Below are 18,296 nucleotides of genomic sequence, written 5' to 3'. Positions count from 1 at the left end.
CGGCCTCGATCCATGTCATAAGCGGACATTACTCCACCGGGTATCGGAACAATAGGCCCAAAAACTGCGGAAACGACTGACCCAAGATGACTGAACCATATACGCCAGATGTGCTATCCATCCAGGTGGACCGATCCGCCGTCGCGCCAATCGGCGACCAGATACACGCGAGCCTCCGACAGGCAATCCTCGACGGCCGGCTTGCGCCAGGACAGCGTTTGCCATCCGGTCGGGATCTCGCCGCGCAGCTTGGCGTCGCGCGCGGCACCATCCGCGTGGCTTACGATCGGCTGATCGCCGAGAACCTGGTCTTCGGAGCCGGGCCCGCAGGAACGCGGGTGTGCACTCGGCCGTCCACGATCGAAGCGGTCGACGACGTGCCAGTCGACAGGCCTTTGGCGGCTTTCACCCGTCCATTCTCGAGCGCCCCGCTGCCGTTCCAAATGGGCGTCCCCGCTCATGACGCGTTTCCGGCCAAGCTATGGGGCCGTATGCGAGCGCGTGCGGTACGCGACGACGCCATCACTGACACGACCTACGCTGACCCGCGAGGCGAGCCTATGCTGCGAGCCCGGATCGCGAGCCACCTTGCCATTAGCCGGCAAATGCAATGCCAGCCCGATCAAATCATCATCACCGGTGGATACCGTCAGGGCCTGCTGCTTGCCCTGACGGCGCTACGCGCTCACGGGCGCAAGGCGTGGATCGAAGAGCCAGGTTATCCGCTGGGAAGACGCGGACTCGAGCTGATCGGCGCCACGCTCGAGCCTGTGCTCGTCGACGCCGAGGGGCTGCGCGTGGAAGATGGCATCGCCCGCGCGCCAGACGCCATGCTGGCCCTGGTCACCCCAGGCCAACACGCACCACTAGGCGTGACCCTGTCGCGCGCACGACGACGCGCCTTGCTCGACTGGGCGACCTCAAGCGGCGCCTGGATCATCGAAGATGACTATCTCGGCGAACTTCAGCTCGACGGGCGGGCGGCACCGGCCCTTGCCTCAGGCGCTGGCGCCGAACGCGTGGTCCACATCGGGTCGTTCAGCAAGACGCTCAGCCCGGCGCTTGGCCTCGGCTTCGTCGTCGCCCCACGTTCGCTGGCGGAACGTCTGGTCGAGGTTGCCGCCGTGCTGGCGCCGGCACCGAACCGGACTACCCAGTTGGCTGTTACGGAGTTTCTATCCAATGGGCACTTCCTGCGGCACCTGCGGCAGATGAAGGCTCTCTATACCGAGCGGCGCAACCTCGCGCTAATGCACGTTGGCAGGTTTCTGCCGGGCGCGCTGGCCGCTGGCCTGGGCGTGATCGCACCGCTGCAACAGACTGCCGACGACGTGGCCGTGGTGCGCATCGCCCGCGCACATGGCCTCGCGCCCTCGGCGCTCTCCGCTTGGCACCTTGGACGCGCTCACGCGCAACGGGGCTTGCTGCTCAGCGTGACGAACCTGCACAACGACAACATAGGCAGCGCATGCGCGACGCTTGCAAGAATCGTTGCGTCTCGTTAAGTCGTAGACCATCTATTCCCGTGGCCGACTCATGCGCATCGGCGCCAAGGGGGTAGAGCCTCATCGCCTCCTTGATCGTTTGGACGAGATAATTGGCTTCCTGACATGCCTCGAAGCTGGACGCATTGCCTTGCAGCACGCGCCGCAGCTCATCCCGCGCCAAGCTCTGGGCCCCAGGATTCGATGCCGTGCGACGGCCGCTCATTGCGAGAATGGCAATCCCTCGTCAAGACCGAAGGCTTGTTCTTCAATGCCCGCGCACAATTCGAGGCCGGAAGGTCTCTGGATTGGGCCGCAATCGCTCACGACGAAGGCTTCGCCGACCAAGCGCATTTGAGCCGCGCGGTGAAGCGCATCACAGGCTTTTCGCCCTGCGAATTTGCGCGACGATTCGCAGAGGATGAATCGTTCTGGTTGTACCGGCTATGGGTGTGATGGACCTTTGGCTGACCGAGACCTATCGGCGCTCCCAACTCAGCGCGGCGGCCAGCGCCAGCGACGCGGCCATGGCCAATGAAGCCGCTGCAAAAGCCAGCCGCACGGCCTGCGCGCTTGCGCCATCAGGCGCGATCGCGATGAACAGACCGCCGAACACCGCCACGCTTACCGCGGCGCTGATCTGCAAGGTGGCGTTCACCAGGCCGAGGCCAGCCCCGCCCAGCGTGTTTCCACATGGTCAACGTTCAGGCGCACCAGCGCGGGAAGGGCGATGCCTTGCCCCGCGCCAATCAGGAACAAGGGCGGCGCGAGCCAGGACGACGCCCCAGCGAAAGCCAGCGCCGCCACCATGAGCAGGCCGAGCACCTCCAGCACCATGCCAAACCCGGCGGCGCGCGGGCCCATACGCCGGGCGATGCGCGGGCCGCAGAACGGGCCGAGGAAGAACCCGATGCCAAGCGGCAGGATGGCCAGGCCGGCCGTCAACGCATCATGGCCGAGGCCGGCGTGTTCGTACACGGCGAACACCAGGAAGAACGCGGCGAGCGCATAGAAGAAGAACGTTGATGCCAGACTGCGTCGCAGTCCTCGCGCGGCCAGAAGCGAGGGCAGAACCAGCGGCGTTCCGCCGGCGCGCTCCTGTGCCTTCTCGTGCCGCCAGAAGATCCACAACAACGGCACGCTCAAAGCCAGCGGCGCCGTGCACCACCACGGCCAGCGGTGTTGCTGTCCTTCGATAGGCGGAACCACGAGCGCCAGCAGGCCGCCCGCCAGCAGCATCGCCCCTCGCACGTCCAGGCGCGGCGAGCGTTCGGCCCGGCTTTCACGCAGCAGTCTCATCGCGGCTGGAATGGCAAGCATGATGATGGGAAGGTTGATCAGGAAGACGCCGCGCCACCCCAGCCCCCATGGACTGGTCGAGACCAGCACACCCCCGAGCAGTTGGCCGCCCACGGACGCCAGGCCGAATGTGGCGCCGTACAGGCTCAACGCGCGGTTCTTCTCGCTTGGGGGAAAGATGGCGTGGATCGACGCCAATGATTGCGGCGCCATGATCGCGGCCGATATCCCTTGCAGCAGTCTGCCGGCGATCAGCATGCCCGGCGACGGCGCCAGACCGCACAACGCCGACGCGGCGCCAAAGCCGAGCATGCCCGCCATGAACACGCGCTTGCGGCCATAGAGGTCTCCCAGACGCCCGCCCAGGATCAGGGTGACGGCATAGGCCGCCGCGTACACCGAGATCACCAGCTGCGAGACGTCGGAGGAAGCTTGCAGGTCCGTCCGTATGGCGGGCAGCGCCACATTAACGATGAAGAAATCCAAGGGCGGCAGGAGCGTGCCCGTCAACAGGACGGCCAAGGCGAGCCAGCGACTAGCGTCAGGGGCCGGCGTCGCGGTGGCCTGAGTAAAAGTAGTCATGGTGCGATTCTTCAGGGCGCGGCTTGCAAGAGCGCGCGGCCGGTTGAGCATGGAGCCGCATGATGATCCAAACAATATTGTTCGGGTACTGACATTCCTGTATATTTTTTGAACATTTTTGTACAGGAAGGCTTGGTATGGAATGGAACGACGTCCGCATCTTCCTGGCAGTCGCCCGCGGCGGGTCCTTCGGCGAGGCCGCCCGGGCGCTGGGCGTGAGCCATCCGACAGTGGGCCGCCGGATCAAGGTGCTGGAGGACGAAGCCAGGCAACCGCTCTTTCGTCGAACAAAGGACGGACTGGTCCTCACGGATGCCGGCGACACCGTGCGGGCGCTGGCGGAGTCCATGGAGGATTCCGCGCTGTCCATGGAAAGGCGCCTGACCGGCAATGACCAACGTCTTGAAGGCATTCTGCGGATCTCGTCAGCGGACTGGTTCGCGGGCTACGTCCTGGCACCCGTCCTGGTCGAGCTGACGCGCCGTCATCCCGCTGTCGTGCCGGAAGTGATTGCCAGCCATCGGTTGCTAGATCTCTCGCGCCGGGAGGCCGACGTGGCCTTTCGCATCGTGCCGTTCAGCGAACCGGATATCGTTCAGCGCCGCCTGATGCGGATTTCATATGGGGTGTATGGGTCGATGGCAACCGCCCAGGCACTGGGCGATGATCCCGCATCCGTCGGGGTCATTCTCATGAATACCGCGCAATCGCATTTCCCCGACGTGGCGTGGGTACTGGAACGGTTTCCGCGCTGCCGACGCGCATTCACCAGCACCAACCGTTCGGTCCAGGCGCAGATGTGCCTGAGGGACATGGGCATCGCGGTGCTGCCCAGGGCGCTCGGTGATGCGGTGCCTGGATTACAACGCATCCACACGCCCGATCAACCGCCAACTCGGGACATCTGGGTAGGCTATCACCAGGATCTGCGGCACATGGATCGCTTGCGGGCGATGCTGGACATCGCCGACATGATGCTGTCTGAATCCTCCAGCGCGGCACATTCCCCGGGGGCCTGAACGCGGGATCGGCGAATGCGCGCGCATGCCTTGCGACGCGCATGCATATTCTCAAATGGCTGGAACGCTCCGCCTTTCGAGGCGATCAGACCGGCGCGCATGCGCTGCGCAGAATCCTCGCAAGCTGCGCCGCCCCCGGGGACGGGCGGCGCCGATCACCCCCAACTGATCGCGATGATCCCGACCAACACCACCACCGCGCCCGCGATACGACGGGCAAGATGGTTTTCGCGGAAAAGCCAGTACGCGAGCAACGCGCCGACAATGATCGATGACTCGCGCAAGGGCGCGACAAGCGCCACCGGCGCGCGCTGCATGGCGGTGAGAACAAGCAGGTAGGCCAGCGGGGAAAACACGGCCACGATGAGGATCGGCACGCGATCGACGCGCAGGGCGGCGGCAATCCGATGGCGGCGGCGCAGCGCAAGCGGGGTCAGCGCCAGGCCCTGCAGCAACAGCGTGCCGGCGTAGTAGCTCACGGGCGCCAAGTGCCACGAGGTCATCGAATAGCTGTCCCACAGCGTGTAGCTGGCGATGGCGGCGCCGGTCGCGGTGCCCCACAGCAAGCCCGGCAAGGGGCGCCGGCGCTGGCCGCTGAACGGATTGCCGGTGACGACGAGGATGCCCGCGACGATGAGAAGCGCGCCCAGCACGGCAACCGTATCGATCCGCTCCCCCAGCAGGAACACGGCGAACAACATCGTGAGCATCGGCCCCGTGCCGCGGGCCACCGGATAGACGACGCCCAGTTCGGCGCGGTCGTATCCGGCCTGCAGGGTCAGGGAGTAGGCGATGTGCAACGCCGCCGAGACGGCCGCGCCCGCCGCGAGCCGCCCATCGAAGGCCTGCTGGCCCGACGCCATGAGGACGAGCGCGATCGGAAGGCACCACAGCGCCGACACGCAGGTATAGGCCCAGACGAACAGCAAGGTGTCCCCCCGCTTGTACTTCGAGGCCAGGTTCCACGCCGCGTGGGCCATTGCCGCGACAAGAACCATTGCGACAACGGCGGGCGGCATCAGGAGAGATCGGGCAGGTCGATGCCCGCGCGCTCTGCCTTGCGGCTGCGCTGCGGGTCGCGCAGGGCCAGGGCGGCCACCAGCGCGTCGATGACAACCAGCTGAGCCAACCGGCTGCCCGCCGCGGCCATCTGCGCCGGCAGGGGCGCGCCGCCGACGACCAGCGCAATATCGGCCAGGTTCGCCAACGGCGTGCCGTACTGGTTGGTGATGGCGATGAGCGCGGCCCCGGCGGAGGTCGCCGCATCGGCGATGGCAAGCGTGGTCTCGGTGCGCCCGGTCGAGCTGACCGCGATCACCGCATCGCCCGGGCCGAGCAGACGCGTCGCGATCATGGCCGACAGGTGGTCCTGGATACCGAGGGTCATCACGCCAACCGCGCGCAGCCGGAACACGGCATCGGCGGCGACCGTCGCGGACGGGCCTGCCCCGAATGCGAGCACCTGCCGCGCGGACAGGATCTTGCCGACCGCCGTGTCGAATGCGGCGAGGTCAAGGGCGCCGCCCAGCGCCGTCAGGGCGTCGGCGCCCGCGCGGATGGAAGTCTGCAGCACGGCGGCCGACGGCGCGTCCGCGGCCAGCGCTTCAGGCGGCGCGAAGAACCGGGTCGTGCCGCGCGCGCGAGCGATCTCCAGCTTGAGCTCGGTGAACCCGCCGAAACCAATGGCGCGCGCGGCGCGGACCACGCTCGGCGGCGACACGCCGGCACGGGCGGCCACCTGCGCCGCCGTGCTGGCGCCGACGAACAAGGGATCGGCAAGCAGAAGCGCGACCACCTTCGCCTCGCTGGCGGCAAGATCGCCACTGCGGGCCTGAATCGCGCCGATCCATTGCCCGAGCCGCCCCTCGCTTTCTGAAATTTCATTACCGTTACTTGATTTCATGTGTAATATATTACGTAACCACCCCCGAACACGCAAGCCCGCTCGCGCAGCCGCTCCGCCACGCCGCCATTGAAGGCCCCTCCATGGATACAGAAAACCTTGCGTCCGTTGCTGTTGTCGGCCCGGGCGCCATCGGCACCACGATCGCCGCGGCGCTGCATGAAGCCGGCCGCGCGCCGCTGCTGTGCGGCCGCACGCCGCGCGATCATCTGGCGTTGCAGGCCGGCGACCGCCGCATCACCGTTCCCGGTCCCGTGCTGGCGGATCCCGCGCGGCTTGAACGCACGGTCGATCTCGTGTTTCTCGCGGTCAAGGCAACGCAGACCGAGGCCGCCGCGCCCTGGCTCGCCGCGCTGTCCGGGCCGCGCACCATCGTGTGCGCGCTGCAGAATGGCGTGGAGCAGGTGGAACGGGTGAGCCCGCATTGCCCCGGCGGGCGGGTCGTGCCCGCCATCGTCTGGTTTCCCGCGCAAGCGCAACCCGACGGGTCGGTGCGGCTGCGCGGCGAGGCGCGCCTGAGCGTGCCGGACCTCCCCGAGTCCCGGGTGATCGTCGAGGCGCTGCACGGCACCCGCTGTCTGGTCGAGCGGGCCGCGGATTTCAGATCCCTGGCGTGGCGCAAGCTGCTGCAGAACGCGGCGGCGGGGCTGATGGCGCTTACCCAGCGCCGCTCGGGCATGTACGCCCGGGCCGACATTGCGGCGCTCACCCTGCGCTATCTGCGGGAGTGCCTGAGCGTGGCGCGCGCCGAGGGCGCCGCGCTGGGCGACGAGGTGCCGCGGGCGATCCTCGACAAATTCCTGGCGTCGCCCGCCGACATGGGCACCTCGATCCTGGCGGATCGCGAAGCCGGCCGGCCGCTCGAATGGGACATCCGCAATGGCGTGGTGGCCCGCCGCGGCCGGGCCCACGGCATTCCCACCCCCATCAGCGACGTCGTCGTGGCGCTCCTGGCGGCGGCCAGCGACGGCCCGGGCTGACGCTCCCGCCACGCGCCCATGGCCGCCGCGCCGCATGAGCGCCACCGGCCGCCGCGCCGAATCAGCGCGCCTGGACCTGGGCGCCGCCCTTCGGCTCTCGCGCGCCATGGCCGAACTTGTCGCGGTAGGCGGCGGGACTGGTCAGCACGATGCGCCGGAAATGCCTGCGCATCGACTCCTCGGATCCGAAGCCGGCCAACTCGGCGATGCGGCCGATCGGCAGGGGCGTCTGCGCTTCAAGCATCTCGCGCGCCGCGGCCACGCGTTCGCGCACCAGCCATTCATACGGCGCCATGCCGGTGGCCTCGTGAAATTGCCGTTGCAGCGTGCGCGGACTCATCGCCGCCCGCTCCGCCAGCGCGCGCAACGTGTGCGGCAGCGCGGCATGCTGGCGCATCCAGTCCATCAGCCTGGCCAGGCGCCCGCTGTCGTCCGGCGGCATGGGACGCGGCACGAACTGCGCCTGGCCGCCCTCGCGGTGCGGCGCCACGACGAGCCTTTGCGCGACCCGGTTGGCCACGGCGCCGCCGTAGTCGCGCCGCACCAGGTGCAACAACATGTCCAGCCCCGCGGCGGAACCCGCCGAAGTGATGATCTGCCCTTCGTCGACATAGAGCGCGTCCGGCTCGACACGCACGCGCGGATAGCGCTGTTGCAGCTTTTCGGCGTAGCGCCAATGCGTGGTCACCGTCTTGCCGTCCAGCACGCCGGCCGCCGCCAGCACGAATACGCCGGAGCAGATGGAGCAAAGCCGGGCCCCGCGCCGGTAGGCCTGGCGGATCTTCTTGAGCAATGCCTCGGGCGGCGCTTCGTCCGGGTCGCGCCAACCCGGCACCACGATCGTATCCGCGCGATCGAGCCGCCTGAGCGCGTAGGGCGCGACCACCGTGATGCCGCCCGCGGCGCGCAACGGGCCGGGCTCGCTCGCGCAGACCGCGAAACGATACCAATCCACGCCCAGCTCCGGGCGTTCGAGCGCGAAGAGTTCGGTCACGCAGCCGAATTCGAAGGTGCAGAGCCGGTCGTAGGCCAGTGCGACCACGAGATGATTTTCCATGGCGTAATGTTACCGGTATTTGTCGATTACGCCACTTACCGGCATCGCCGCCCAAGGCCAGAATGACATGCCTGGATCTGCTCCAGACACTTACTTCACCGCACGAACCGCTCAGGGTTGAAACATGCCGACCACCAATGCCGTTAACACCATCCCCGCCGCCGACGCCGCGACCGCGCTCGGCCATTTCCGCGCCGCGCTGCAATTCGAAACCGACTGTTCCGATGTGGCCAGCGCGCTCGCGACAGGCACGCCCGGTTTTGTCCTGCTGGATGTACGCAGCCCCGCGCTGTACGCGCAGGGCCACGTGCCGGGCGCGCGCAACCTGCCCCACGGCAAGATCGTCGAGTCGAAACTGGCGGACTATCCCGCCGATACGCTGTTCGTCACGTACTGCGCGGGCCCGCACTGCAATGGGGCGACGCGCGGCGCGTTGCGCCTGGCGCAACTGGGGCGGCCGGTGAAGGTCATGATCGGCGGGGTGACCGGATGGCGGGACGAAGGCTTCAGTCTCGCCACGTGCGCCGCCTGACACACAGCGGCTGGCGAGGTCACAGTTCGTTCAAGGACTTGGCGCGCAAATGCTGCGCCAGGAAATCCAGCAGCGACCGCACTTTGCCGGCCATGAGCCGCTGGTGGGTCATCAACGCGAACACCGGCCGTGGCGGGGTTTCCGATTCCGGCAACAGCACTAGCAGGCGGCCGGCCGCGACGTGATCGGCGATGGCCCAGGCGGGCGCATGGACGATGCCGGCGCCGGCCGCGGCGGCCGTGACCACGCCGTCAACGGTATTCGAGCGCATGCGAGTGGGCACCCGCACGACGGTGGGCCTGCCCTCGTGCATCAGGGTCCAGGCGTCGTCGGTCGCCAGATGGCTGTACACCAGGCCGTCATGCTGCGCGAGATCGCGCAGGCCGCGAGGCGTGCCACGCCGCGCCAGGTAGTCGGGCGCGGCGCTCAATACCCAGCGGATGGATCCCAGGCGCCGGGCGACGAGGCTGGAGCTGGGTTGCTCGCCCACCAGCACCGCGAGATCGATGCCTTCCTCCAGCAGGTTGACGGGCCGGTCCAGCAAGTGCAGGTCGAGCGTGACCTTGGGATGCAGCACCAGGAACTTCGCCAGCAACGGCTGCAGGTGCACGCGCCCATACAGCGTCGGCGCCGTGACGCGCAGCCGCCCCGAGGGCTCGGCGGCATCGACCCGCATGCTGCTTTCCAGTTCGTCCATCTCGGCCAGCAGGCGCTTGGCCTCGGCGTAATAACGCTGGCCGGCCTCGGTGAGCCGCAGGACCCGGGTCGAGCGCACCAGCAGCCGGGTGCCGAGGCGTTCCTCCAGCGCGCTGATGTGGCGGCTGACCGAGGCCAGGGAGACCCCGCTGACGCGCGACGCGCCACTGAGACTGCCCTGGTCCACCGCCGCCACCAGCAGCGCCATGCCTTCCGATCGGTTCACCCTGCCCTCGCTTTGCGGCCCTTTCCGCCGCGAATCCTAGCGGCTCCAGTATTTCATATCTGCAAGGCTGCTTTACGGATTTTGCTATTCACCGCAAGAATCGCCGCTTCCATACTGGGGGCCGTTTTTTCAACCGTATGCCGCGATGTCCCTGCCTGCCACGCCCCCCTCCTCTACCCTGTCCCCTGCCGCGCGCCGCTACGCGATGCTGGCCGTGTCGCTATCGATCTCCATGGCGACGCTCGATACCTCGATGACGAATACGGCGCTGCCATCGATGGCGTCGCAGCTCGGCGTGAGCGCGTCCGATGTGATCGGGGTGGTCACCATCTATCAACTGGTCATGGTGGCGACGATGCTGCCGCTGGCCGCGCTGGCGGGAAAGATCGGGCACCGCCGGGTGTTCCTGCCGGCGCTGTGGCTGTTCCTGGCCGCCTCGGTCTGGTGCGGCGCGGCGCAATCGCTGTGGTCGCTGGAGGCGGCGCGCGCGGCGCAGGGCCTGGCCGCCGCGGCGCTGATGGGCTGCAACATGGCGCTGGTGAGCGCAATCTACCGCAAGGAGGAGCTGGGCCGCGGCATGGGCCTGAACGCCATGATCGCGGCGGCGTCGCTGGCCGGCGGACCGGTGCTGGCGTCGGCGATGCTGACCGTGCTTAGCTGGCACTGGCTGTTCTACGTGAATGTGCCCTTCTGCCTGGTGGCGCTGGCGCTGGCCGGCAGGCATCTGCCGCGCGCGCCGGGCGATGGCAAAGCGCTGGATGCGGGCGCGGCGCTGTTGTGCGCGCTGGCGTTCGGGCTGGCCGTGCTGGGCCTGGAACGCGCGGCCCAGCCGGATTGGGGCACGGCCCTGGTCTGGGCGTTCGGCGCGCTGAGCTGGGCGCTGCTGCTGCGCCGCGAACGCCTGAGCCCGCACGCCATCGTGCCGCTGGACCTGCTGCGCCTGCCTCCGTTCTCGCTGGCCGTGCTGGTCTGCGTGCTGGCCTTCGCGGCACAGGGCGCGGCCATGGTGGCGCTGCCCTTCCTGCTGAACCTGACGCTGGGGCGCGACATCGCCGACGTGGGCATGCTGATCGCGCCCTGGCCGGTGATGGGCGCCTGCCTGGCGCCGTTCTCGGGCAAATGGTCGGACCGCATGTCCGCCAGCCTGCTGGGCGCGATCGGGCTGGCGCTGCTGGCGGCGGGCCTGCTGGCCGTAAGCCGACTGCCGGCCGGGGCGCCGATGTGGGCGGTGATGCTGCCCATGGCGCTCTGCGGCACGGGCTTCGGGCTGTTCCTGTCGCCCAACCAGCGCTTCATCATGTTCAGCGTGCCGGCCCACCGCGCCAGCGTGGCCAGCGGCCTGTCCGGCCTGGCGCGGCTGCTGGGCCAGACGATGGGCGCGGCCTTCGTGGCGGCATGCTTTGTCTTCAGCCCCCGCGGCGGCGCCACCTGGGCCTTGTGGGTGGCGGTGGCGTTCGCGTTGCTGGGGTGCGTGGCGAGCGCCGCGCTGGAGCATCTGGCGCGACGGGGCCGGCAGGCCTTGGCGAGAGTGTCGGGCGGCGACGCGCGGGCGCAATAGAATCGCTCGCACGGCGGCGGCCGGCGCTTGACAATCCTTGACGGTTCCGCGCTGGCGACACATTGCGACACACTGTAATCTTTTTCGACACAGATTGTGTCAGTCAGGCATGGGCCGGACTGCATGGGTTCAACGTCTCCGCCTGTCTATGCCCGTCACCCTGCTTGAATGGTCCGTGCCCGCCGCGATCCTGATGTGCGCCACGGGTCTCTGGATTGTCTCAGCCAGGCATGGGCCGGACTGCGTGTGTTCAACGTCTCCGCCTGTCTATGCCCGTCACCCTGCTTGAATGGTCCGTGTCCGCGGCGATCCTGATGTGCGCCGCGGGTCTTTGGATTGTCTCAGTCAGGCATGGGCCGGACTGCATGTGTTCAACGGCTCCGCCTGTCTATGCCCGTCACCCTGCTTGAATGGTCCGTGCCCGCCGCGATCCTGATGTGCGCCGCGGGTCTTTGCGCCGCGCGTTTCGCCGGCTTCGACACGCTCCCGTGGGGCAGCGCCCTGGCCTGCCTGGGCGCGGGCTACGCCATCATGCTGGTGCAGGCCAGCGCGCTTTCCCCATACAAGCAGGTCGTCGAAGACGCCTTCATCCTGGGCGGCGTCATCCTTGCCTGTCGCGCACTGCAAGGCCGCCACCGCAGCCGGATTCCGCCCTATTTCGATATTGCGGTGCTGCTTGCCTCGACGGCAATGGTAGTGGTTTCGGTCGTGCTGTTCGCCAGCGCGAGGCTGGAGTCATTCTTCGTGCAGGCCTGTTGCGCGCTCGTGAGCTGGCGGACCATGCTGTCGTTCGCCAGGCAGGCCGTGAGCAAGTCGGACAGGCTGCTCGCCGCCGCCTTCCTCTTCATCGCGCTGGTGTTGACGGGCCAGTGCCTCCTGTACATCGCCGCCCCCACGCCCGCGCTCGCGGCGGGTGAATGGAGAACGTCCGTCTGGGGCATCCTGATCCAGTACACCGGATTGCTCGGCAGCATCGTGCTGACCTTCGCGGTCTTCATCGCGACGAGCTACGACGCCATAGAGAAATACCGTCGCCATGCCCATACCGACGCATTGACGGGCCTGCTGAACCGGCAGGGACTCGACAGTCTGCTGGCTGGCGCATCCGGGCGCCACCCGCATGCAGCGATGCCGACCGCGCTGATCATGGCGGACATCGACAACTTCAAGCGCATCAACGATGCGTTTGGCCACCCGTTTGGCGACAGGGTGCTGGCGCGATTCGGCGCCCTGCTCCGGGCGCGGGCGCCCGCCCCCGTTCACGCCGCCCGATTGGGAGGAGAGGAGTTCCTGTTGCTGCTGCCCGGCGCGGATCTGGAACGCGCCACCGCGATCGCCGAGCAAATTCGCGCGGACTTCGCCGCGCAGCGCTGGGCGCCGCACGCGCCCGGCGCGTGTTTCACGGCGAGCATGGGGGTGACGCTGATACAGGCGAGCGAGTCGTTCACGAGCGCGCTCGAGCGCGCGGACCACCTGCTCTACACGGCCAAGCGCCGAGGCCGCAATGGCACGGTCGCGGGTCACGCGCCAGCCGGCGACGCGCACGGCCTGGCCGCCTTTGGCGGCGCGCGGGCCGGCGACGATTACTGTGCACACGCATGAAATCCCCGCCATTGTCCAGGGCAGGGAAATACCTATTAAAAAAGCGCTGCCGCGTGTCGTATCGCTCGCGTGCGGCTCGCATCTACCTCAGGAGGGGCATCGTGGTCGAAGAACATCGCCATCGCGCGGGATGGCCGAAATGGATAATCCTGGCCGCATCCGCGGCCAGCTTCGCGCCGCTTGCCGGCGCGCAAACGGTCTCCGGTACTGGCGACGTGCAGCCAGGGCCAGTGGCATCACCGGACTGGGTCGTGGGCGGAGACCTCATCGTCGGAGACGCCGCCGCCGGCACGCTGACCATCAGCAATGGCGGGTCGGTGCGGAACGATTGGGCCTTCATCGGCAACCTCAACGGCGGCGTGGGCACCCTGACCGTGACGGGCGTCGACGGCAGCGGAAATGCGTCCCGCTGGACCAGCCTCGGCCCCGTCTATATCGGGGCCGATCCGGGCAGCGACGGCACCCTGCGCATCCTGAACGGCGGCGTGGCGCAAAGCGAATCGGGCACTCTTGGCGCAAGTGCCGGCAGCGTCGGCACCGTTGTCGTATCCGGGCCGGGGTCGAACTGGAATCTCAATACGGTCAATGCCTTCCTGATCGGCTCGGACGGCAAGGGCACGCTGCAGATCGACAATGGCGGCGCCGTGCGCAGCGGCCAGGGGGTCATCGGCTGGAACGCCGGCAGCGAAGGACACGTTACGGTATCGGGCAGCGCGTCAGCCTGGAACCCGTTCAACAATATCTACGTGGGCTTCAACGGCACCGGCGAACTGCTTGTCCAGGATGGCGCCACCGTGCACACGGAGGCGACGACCTCGCCCGGCGCCCCGGCATCGATCTACATCGGCCAGAACGCGGGCGGCGCCGGCACGGTCACCGTATCGAGCACGACAGGCGCCATCTCGACCCTCTCGGCCTCCGACCGCATCAATGTCGGCTGGGCGGGCACGGGAGCGCTCACCGTGGCAAAAGGCGGCCTGGCCATCGCGGCCACCGATACGTGGGTGGCGATTGACGGCACATCCACCGGCACGCTGAACCTGAACGGCGATGCCAGCGGCCGTGGCGTGCTGGAGACCGGCTCGGTCATCAAGGGCGCGGGCAACGTCAACGTCAATCTGGACGGCGGCATCCTGCGCGCCAACCGGGACGAGGCCAATTTCCTGAACGGGTTTGCCACGCAGGCGGTGGCTGCCGGGGGTGCCTGGTTCGATACGAATGGCCGCGAGGTCGGCGTGAGCACGGCGTTCTCGGGCACGTCCGTCTTCAACAAGCTGGGGGCCGGCAGGCTGACGTTGTCGGGCAACAGCGCCGCCTTCACTGGCAACACCGAAGTGCAGGCCGGCACCCTGCAGGTCGATGGCGTCCTGGGCGGGCCGGTGGCGGTGCTGGCCGGCGCGCGGCTGACCGGGACAGGACGCGTCGGCGCGACGACCAACAAGGGCACCATCGCACCGGGCCCGCGCAGCGGTTTCGGCGCCCTGACGATTGCCGGCGACTACGCCGCGCAGGGCGGCAACCTGGAAATCCGCACCCGGCTGGGCGGCGATGACTCGCCGACCGACAAGCTGGTGATCACCGGCGCCACCACGGGCAGCACGCCCGTCACGGTGACGAACATCGGCGGCGCCGGCGCGCAGACCCAGCGTGGCATCCAGGTCGTGCAGGTCAACGGCCTTTCCTCGGGCCAATTCAATCTTGCCAACGGCGACTACGTGATCGGCGGCCGCCCGGCGCTGGTGGCCGGCGCCTACGGCTATGTGCTGCAGCAGGACTCGGGCGACGGCAGCTGGTATCTGCGGTCGGCCCTGACTGACCCGGGATCGCCCCAAACCGGCGGCGGCTCGCCGCCCGCCACGCCGGGCCCGCTGTACCAGCCCGGCGTGCCGGTGTATGAAGCCTACGCCAACACGCTGATGCAACTGAGCAAGCTGCCCACGCTGCGCCAGCGGGTCGGCGATCGTCGCTACGATCCGCAGGGCGCCGGGCGCAACGGCGCGTGGGCCCGCATGGAAGGCTCGACGAGCCGGCTCGATCCCGCCGTGTCCACCACCGGCCAGCGCCAGGACATCGACGACTGGAAGATGCAGATCGGCGTTGACCGCATCCTGGCCGGACAACAGGACGGTTCGCGCCTGGTGGGCGGGCTGGCCCTGCACTATGGCATCTCCGACACGCGTGTGTCATCGGTGTACGGCAACGGCTCCATCGACACCACCCGCTACGGCCTGACGCCCACGCTCACCTGGTATGGCAGCGACGGCGTCTATGTCGACGCCCAGGCGCAGGCGACCTGGTTCGACAGCGACCTGAAATCCCGCCTCGCGGGCAAACTCAAGGATGGCGGCAAGGCCAGCAGCTATGGGTTCGGCATCGAAGCGGGCAAGGCGTACGGGCTGCGCGAAGGGCTGGCCCTGGTCCCGCAGGCCCAGGTGACGTACGTCTCGACACGCTTCGACCGCTTCAATGACAGATTCGGCGCGCGCGTCGAAAGCGACAAGGGCGACAGCCTGCAAGGCCGTTTCGGCGTCGCGCTGGACTACCGGAGCAATGGCCAAGGGGCGGGCGTCGACCGCCAGTCGAACGTCTATGGCGTGCTCAACCTCAAGCACGAGTTCCTGGACGGCTCGCGCATACAGGTCGCGGATGTGCCGATCGTCAGCCGCATGTCGCGCACCTGGGGCAATCTCGGCGTAGGCGCCGATTACGCTTGGGCCAAGCGGTACGCCGTTTATGGCCAGGTCGACGCGGACGCCGACTTCTCGGGCAGCTACGTCGTCACAGGCACGGTGGGTTTCAGAATGACGTTCTAGGTGTCTCAATGGAGCAGCGCGGCGGCGCTCACCATGGGCAGCGATGCCGCCGGGCACGCCAATTGCTGGTTGCGGCATCCGTTCATGCCGCCTGCCACCCATGCCCGACATCGCGTCCTCCCCCCTGCCGACGTTCTCTCTCGACCGCCTGCGAGCCCTCCTGGCCGACATCGGACCAGACGTTGAACCGGCGGGCGTGCTGCGCGCCCTGGTGCGCGCCGGTTGCGACCGCCTGCCCCTGCCCGGCCATGGCGAGACCCTGACGCGATGGCGCGCGCTCGCCGCGGTGGCGGCCGTCGACCTGTCGCTGGCCAAGTGCTTCGAAGGCCACACCGATGCCCTGGCGATTCTGGCGGAACTGCACGGGCCGGCCGCGCCGGCGGGCAGCATCTGGGGCGTCTGGTGCGCGGAGCCGCCACGCCAGCGTCTGACCCTGACGCCCACGGCCGATGGCGGTGTGACGCTGCAAGGCACCAAGGCATGGTGTTCGGGCGCCAACGGCGCCAGCCATGCCATCGTCAGCGGCTGGACGCCGGCCGGCGCGCCGTGGCTGGCCGCGGTGGAGCTGGCGCAACCGGGCGTGGCGATCCGGCCCGGCGGCTGGGCCGCCCCCGCCATGCGCGGCAGCGGCACGGCCAGCGTCGCGTTCGACCAGGTCGGGGCGCTGCCGGTAGGGGCGCCCGGCGCCTACGTGGACCGGCCCGGTTTCCTGCACGGGGGCGCTGGCGTCGCCGCCTGCTGGTACGGCGGCCTGGCGCGCATCTTCCAGCGCCTGCAGGCCGGTGCCGGCGACACGCCCGGCAATCCCTTTCGCCTCGCGCATCTGGGCGCGGCCGATGTGGCGCTCGGCCAGGCCCGCTGGGCCTTGCACGCGGCGGCCGCGGCCATCGATGCCGACCCGAGCCATGACTGCAGGCTGGAAACCGCCCGCGCCCGGCTGGCGGTCGAGGCCGCGGCCGAAGACATCCTGGGGCGCGCGGCGCGCGCGCTCGGCGCCGGCCCGCTGTGCCAGGACCGGGCCTTTGCCCAGGCCATGGCCGACCTGCCGCTCTACATCCGCCAGAGCCACGCCGAACGCGACCAGGCCGCCCACGGGGCGGTGGTGGCCGGCGCGGGGGAATCGGCATGGACGCTCTAGCCCGCCATTTCGACGCCCTGTACCGTGCCAGCGACGACCCCTGGCACGTGCGCGATGCGTGGTACGAATGCCGCAAGCGCGCGCTGCTGCTGGCAAGCCTGCGGCGCGCCCGCTACGACCACGCGCTGGAAACGGGCTGCGGCAACGGCGGCATGACGGGCGCGCTGGCGGCGCGCTGCCGGCGCGTGACCGCGGTCGACCTTTCCCCGGCCGCCATCCGCCGCTGCCGCGCCCACCTGGCAAGCCAACGGGCGAGCGGCGTGCAAGCACTGGCGTTGCGGCTGCCGGACGCCTGGCCCGCCGTTCCGCCCGGCGGCTTTGACCTGGTGGTGGTGTCGGAAATGGCCTATTACCTGGACGACGACGCGCTGGCGCGCTTCCTGGCCCGCGTCCGCGCCAGCCTGCGGCCCGGCGGCGAACTGGTGGCCTGCCACTGGCGCGGCGCCTTCAACGACCGCCGGCAGGACACCGAGGCGCTGCACGCCGCGCTGGGCGCCTTGCCCGGCCTGGCGCCGCTCCTGACGCATCAGGAACCCGAGTTCCGGCTCGATGCCTGGGCCCTGGCCCCCGACACGGAAAACACCGCCCCATGATCGGCATCTGCATCCCCGCCCACAATGAAGAACGCCACATCGCCGCCTGCCTGCGCGCGGTCACCCTGGCCGCGCGCCATCCCTTGCTGGGGGACGAGCCGGTGCGCATCGTCGTGGTGCTGGACCATTGCCGCGACGCCACCGCCCGGCTGGCGGCCGCCTGGCCGGTGCAGCGCCTGGCCATCCGCGCGCGCAACGTCGGCATCGCCCGCGCCACGGGATCGCAGTTCCTGCTGGATGCCGGGGCGCGCTGGCTGTCGTACACCGACGCCGACACCATTGTTTCGCCGCGCTGGCTGGTGGACCAGCTGTCGCTGAACGCGGAAGTGGTGTGCGGCACGGTCGGCGTCGCCGGCTGGGCCGCGCACGGCCGCAATGCCGGCGCGGCGCACAGCCACTTCGTCTCCCGCTACCAGGACCGGGACGGTCACCGCCATGTCCATGGCGCCAACCTGGGCATCGCCGCCCACGCCTACCGCCGCAGCGGCGGCTTCGCGCCCCTGCCTTGCAGCGAGGACCAGGCCCTGGTCGACCGGATGGCGCAGGCGGGGTTCACGATCGCCTGGACCGCCCGGCCGCGCGTCATCACCAGCGCCCGGCCCTATTCCCGGGTGGAAGGCGGCTTCGCCACGGCGCTGCGCGCGGCGGCGGGTGTGCCCGATAGCCCGGAGTCGATACCCTGGCCGAGTCGCTAGCCATGCACGAGCCTTGCGGACATCGCCGCAACGCGGTGACCTTTTCATTGCCTGCCCGACAATCCAAAAACGCCGGCGATGGCGCTCACGACGCCAGACGCGGGGTCAGGCGCCGCCCA

The 18,296-nt window shown here is 69.0% G+C and carries 15 protein-coding genes and 2 pseudogenes; 11 read left to right on the top strand and 6 right to left on the bottom strand.

Annotated elements, in window-relative coordinates; translation table 11 throughout:
• The first annotated feature begins 86 nt into the window (after positions 1 to 86).
• Positions 87 to 1,505 (top strand): MocR-like pyridoxine biosynthesis transcription factor PdxR, encoded by a 1,419-nt coding sequence (gene pdxR, locus HV742_RS22565; RefSeq protein WP_063588912.1) that lies wholly within the window; start codon positions 87 to 89, stop codon positions 1,503 to 1,505.
• Here the strand turns inward: pdxR and HV742_RS22560 are convergent.
• Positions 1,429 to 1,710 (bottom strand): cytochrome P450, encoded by a 282-nt coding sequence (locus HV742_RS22560; RefSeq protein WP_156515988.1) that lies wholly within the window; start codon positions 1,708 to 1,710, stop codon positions 1,429 to 1,431. The two genes, pdxR and HV742_RS22560, sit on opposite strands and share 77 nt — an antisense overlap.
• Between HV742_RS22560 and HV742_RS22555 the strand changes: the two are divergent.
• Positions 1,701 to 1,940: pseudogene (locus HV742_RS22555) on the top strand (AraC family transcriptional regulator); the annotation flags it as partial. The gene HV742_RS22560 and the pseudogene HV742_RS22555 overlap by 10 nt on opposite strands.
• Before the next feature lie 22 nt (positions 1,941 to 1,962).
• On the opposite strand, the pseudogene HV742_RS22550 reads toward HV742_RS22555, so the two are convergent.
• Positions 1,963 to 3,365 (bottom strand): annotated as a pseudogene (locus HV742_RS22550) (MFS transporter).
• A gap of 137 nt (positions 3,366 to 3,502) precedes the next feature.
• Between HV742_RS22550 and HV742_RS22545 the strand changes: the two are divergent.
• On the top strand, positions 3,503 to 4,384 hold the full coding sequence (locus HV742_RS22545; protein ID WP_063582655.1) for a LysR family transcriptional regulator: 882 nt from the start codon (positions 3,503 to 3,505) through the stop codon (positions 4,382 to 4,384).
• A gap of 155 nt (positions 4,385 to 4,539) precedes the next feature.
• Here HV742_RS22545 and HV742_RS22540 read toward each other — a convergent pair whose 3' ends face one another.
• Both HV742_RS22540 and HV742_RS22535 read right to left on the bottom strand, forming a co-directional pair.
• Entirely contained in the window at positions 4,540 to 5,403 is an 864-nt protein-coding gene (locus tag HV742_RS22540) for a DMT family transporter (RefSeq protein ID WP_175146402.1), read from the bottom strand.
• Positions 5,403 to 6,287, bottom strand: coding sequence for a MurR/RpiR family transcriptional regulator (locus tag HV742_RS22535; RefSeq protein ID WP_175146401.1), 885 nt, complete (start codon positions 6,285 to 6,287; stop codon positions 5,403 to 5,405). The genes HV742_RS22540 and HV742_RS22535 overlap by 1 nt, the downstream gene beginning before the upstream one ends.
• Positions 6,288 to 6,370: 83 nt before the next feature.
• Here HV742_RS22535 and HV742_RS22530 point away from each other — a divergent pair, with 83 nt between their 5' ends.
• On the top strand, positions 6,371 to 7,267 hold the full coding sequence (locus HV742_RS22530; RefSeq protein WP_059271713.1) for an oxidoreductase: 897 nt from the start codon (positions 6,371 to 6,373) through the stop codon (positions 7,265 to 7,267).
• 61 nt (positions 7,268 to 7,328) lie between these two features.
• On the opposite strand, the gene ftrA is transcribed toward HV742_RS22530, so the two are convergent.
• Complete coding sequence (gene ftrA / locus HV742_RS22525; RefSeq protein WP_054518730.1) at positions 7,329 to 8,324, bottom strand: transcriptional regulator FtrA; 996 nt, start codon at positions 8,322 to 8,324, stop codon at positions 7,329 to 7,331.
• A 124-nt stretch (positions 8,325 to 8,448) separates the two neighbouring features.
• Between ftrA and HV742_RS22520 the strand changes: the two genes are divergently transcribed.
• Positions 8,449 to 8,856: a rhodanese-like domain-containing protein gene (locus HV742_RS22520; protein ID WP_175146400.1), complete on the top strand. Its 408-nt coding sequence runs from the start codon at positions 8,449 to 8,451 to the stop codon at positions 8,854 to 8,856.
• Positions 8,857 to 8,875: 19 nt separating this feature from the next.
• Here the strand turns inward: HV742_RS22520 and HV742_RS22515 are convergent, their stop codons facing one another.
• The gene (locus tag HV742_RS22515) at positions 8,876 to 9,778 is read right to left on the bottom strand and encodes a LysR family transcriptional regulator (RefSeq protein WP_063582650.1); all 903 of its coding nucleotides are present in this window, start codon (positions 9,776 to 9,778) and stop codon (positions 8,876 to 8,878) included.
• Between the two features lie 145 nt (positions 9,779 to 9,923).
• Between HV742_RS22515 and HV742_RS22510 the strand changes: the two genes are divergently transcribed.
• The 6 genes from HV742_RS22510 to HV742_RS22485 all read left to right on the top strand — a co-directional run bounded on the left by HV742_RS22510 (position 9,924) and on the right by HV742_RS22485 (position 18,177).
• The gene (locus HV742_RS22510; protein WP_236747402.1) at positions 9,924 to 11,336 is read left to right on the top strand and encodes an MFS transporter; all 1,413 of its coding nucleotides are present in this window, start codon (positions 9,924 to 9,926) and stop codon (positions 11,334 to 11,336) included.
• Between the two features lie 390 nt (positions 11,337 to 11,726).
• Complete coding sequence (locus tag HV742_RS22505) at positions 11,727 to 12,938, top strand: GGDEF domain-containing protein (protein WP_175146399.1); 1,212 nt, start codon at positions 11,727 to 11,729, stop codon at positions 12,936 to 12,938.
• 101 nt (positions 12,939 to 13,039) lie between these two features.
• Positions 13,040 to 15,751 carry an autotransporter family protein gene (locus HV742_RS22500; protein WP_254601220.1) on the top strand — a complete coding sequence of 904 codons (2,712 nt, stop codon included), beginning with the start codon at positions 13,040 to 13,042 and terminating at the stop codon, positions 15,749 to 15,751.
• Positions 15,752 to 15,851: 100 nt separating this feature from the next.
• The gene (locus HV742_RS22495) at positions 15,852 to 16,889 is read left to right on the top strand and encodes an acyl-CoA dehydrogenase family protein (protein WP_175146397.1); all 1,038 of its coding nucleotides are present in this window, start codon (positions 15,852 to 15,854) and stop codon (positions 16,887 to 16,889) included.
• Positions 16,877 to 17,482, top strand: coding sequence for a class I SAM-dependent methyltransferase (locus HV742_RS22490; protein ID WP_175146396.1), 606 nt, complete (start codon positions 16,877 to 16,879; stop codon positions 17,480 to 17,482). Before HV742_RS22495 ends, HV742_RS22490 begins: the two co-directional genes overlap by 13 nt.
• Entirely contained in the window at positions 17,479 to 18,177 is a 699-nt protein-coding gene (locus HV742_RS22485) for a glycosyltransferase family 2 protein (protein ID WP_175146395.1), read from the top strand. Before HV742_RS22490 ends, HV742_RS22485 begins: the two co-directional genes overlap by 4 nt.
• The last annotated feature ends 119 nt before the right edge of the window (positions 18,178 to 18,296 follow it).

Source organism: Achromobacter ruhlandii (assembly GCF_902859695.1).
Lineage (GTDB): Bacteria > Pseudomonadota > Gammaproteobacteria > Burkholderiales > Burkholderiaceae_B > Achromobacter > Achromobacter ruhlandii.
The sequence above is the reverse complement of the archived record's forward strand: the minus strand, read 5'-3'. Positions and strand labels throughout refer to the sequence as shown.

Bases quoted from the DNA above. Each gene is read 5' to 3' on its own strand.
- HV742_RS22520 (WP_175146400.1), top strand. From the start codon at position 8,449: ATGCCGACCACCAATGCCGTTAACACCATCCCCGCCGCCGACGCCGCG.
- HV742_RS22485 (WP_175146395.1), top strand. From the start codon at position 17,479: ATGATCGGCATCTGCATCCCCGCCCACAATGAAGAACGCCACATCGCC.
- HV742_RS22495 (WP_175146397.1), top strand. From the start codon at position 15,852: ATGCCCGACATCGCGTCCTCCCCCCTGCCGACGTTCTCTCTCGACCGC.
- HV742_RS22530 (WP_059271713.1), top strand. From the start codon at position 6,371: ATGGATACAGAAAACCTTGCGTCCGTTGCTGTTGTCGGCCCGGGCGCC.
- ftrA (WP_054518730.1), bottom strand. From the start codon at position 8,324: ATGGAAAATCATCTCGTGGTCGCACTGGCCTACGACCGGCTCTGCACC.
- pdxR (WP_063588912.1), top strand. From the start codon at position 87: ATGACTGAACCATATACGCCAGATGTGCTATCCATCCAGGTGGACCGA.
- HV742_RS22560 (WP_156515988.1), bottom strand. From the start codon at position 1,710: ATGAGCGGCCGTCGCACGGCATCGAATCCTGGGGCCCAGAGCTTGGCG.
- HV742_RS22535 (WP_175146401.1), bottom strand. From the start codon at position 6,287: ATGAAATCAAGTAACGGTAATGAAATTTCAGAAAGCGAGGGGCGGCTC.
- HV742_RS22540 (WP_175146402.1), bottom strand. From the start codon at position 5,403: ATGCCGCCCGCCGTTGTCGCAATGGTTCTTGTCGCGGCAATGGCCCAC.
- HV742_RS22545 (WP_063582655.1), top strand. From the start codon at position 3,503: ATGGAATGGAACGACGTCCGCATCTTCCTGGCAGTCGCCCGCGGCGGG.
- HV742_RS22490 (WP_175146396.1), top strand. From the start codon at position 16,877: ATGGACGCTCTAGCCCGCCATTTCGACGCCCTGTACCGTGCCAGCGAC.
- HV742_RS22510 (WP_236747402.1), top strand. From the start codon at position 9,924: ATGTCCCTGCCTGCCACGCCCCCCTCCTCTACCCTGTCCCCTGCCGCG.
- HV742_RS22505 (WP_175146399.1), top strand. From the start codon at position 11,727: ATGCCCGTCACCCTGCTTGAATGGTCCGTGCCCGCCGCGATCCTGATG.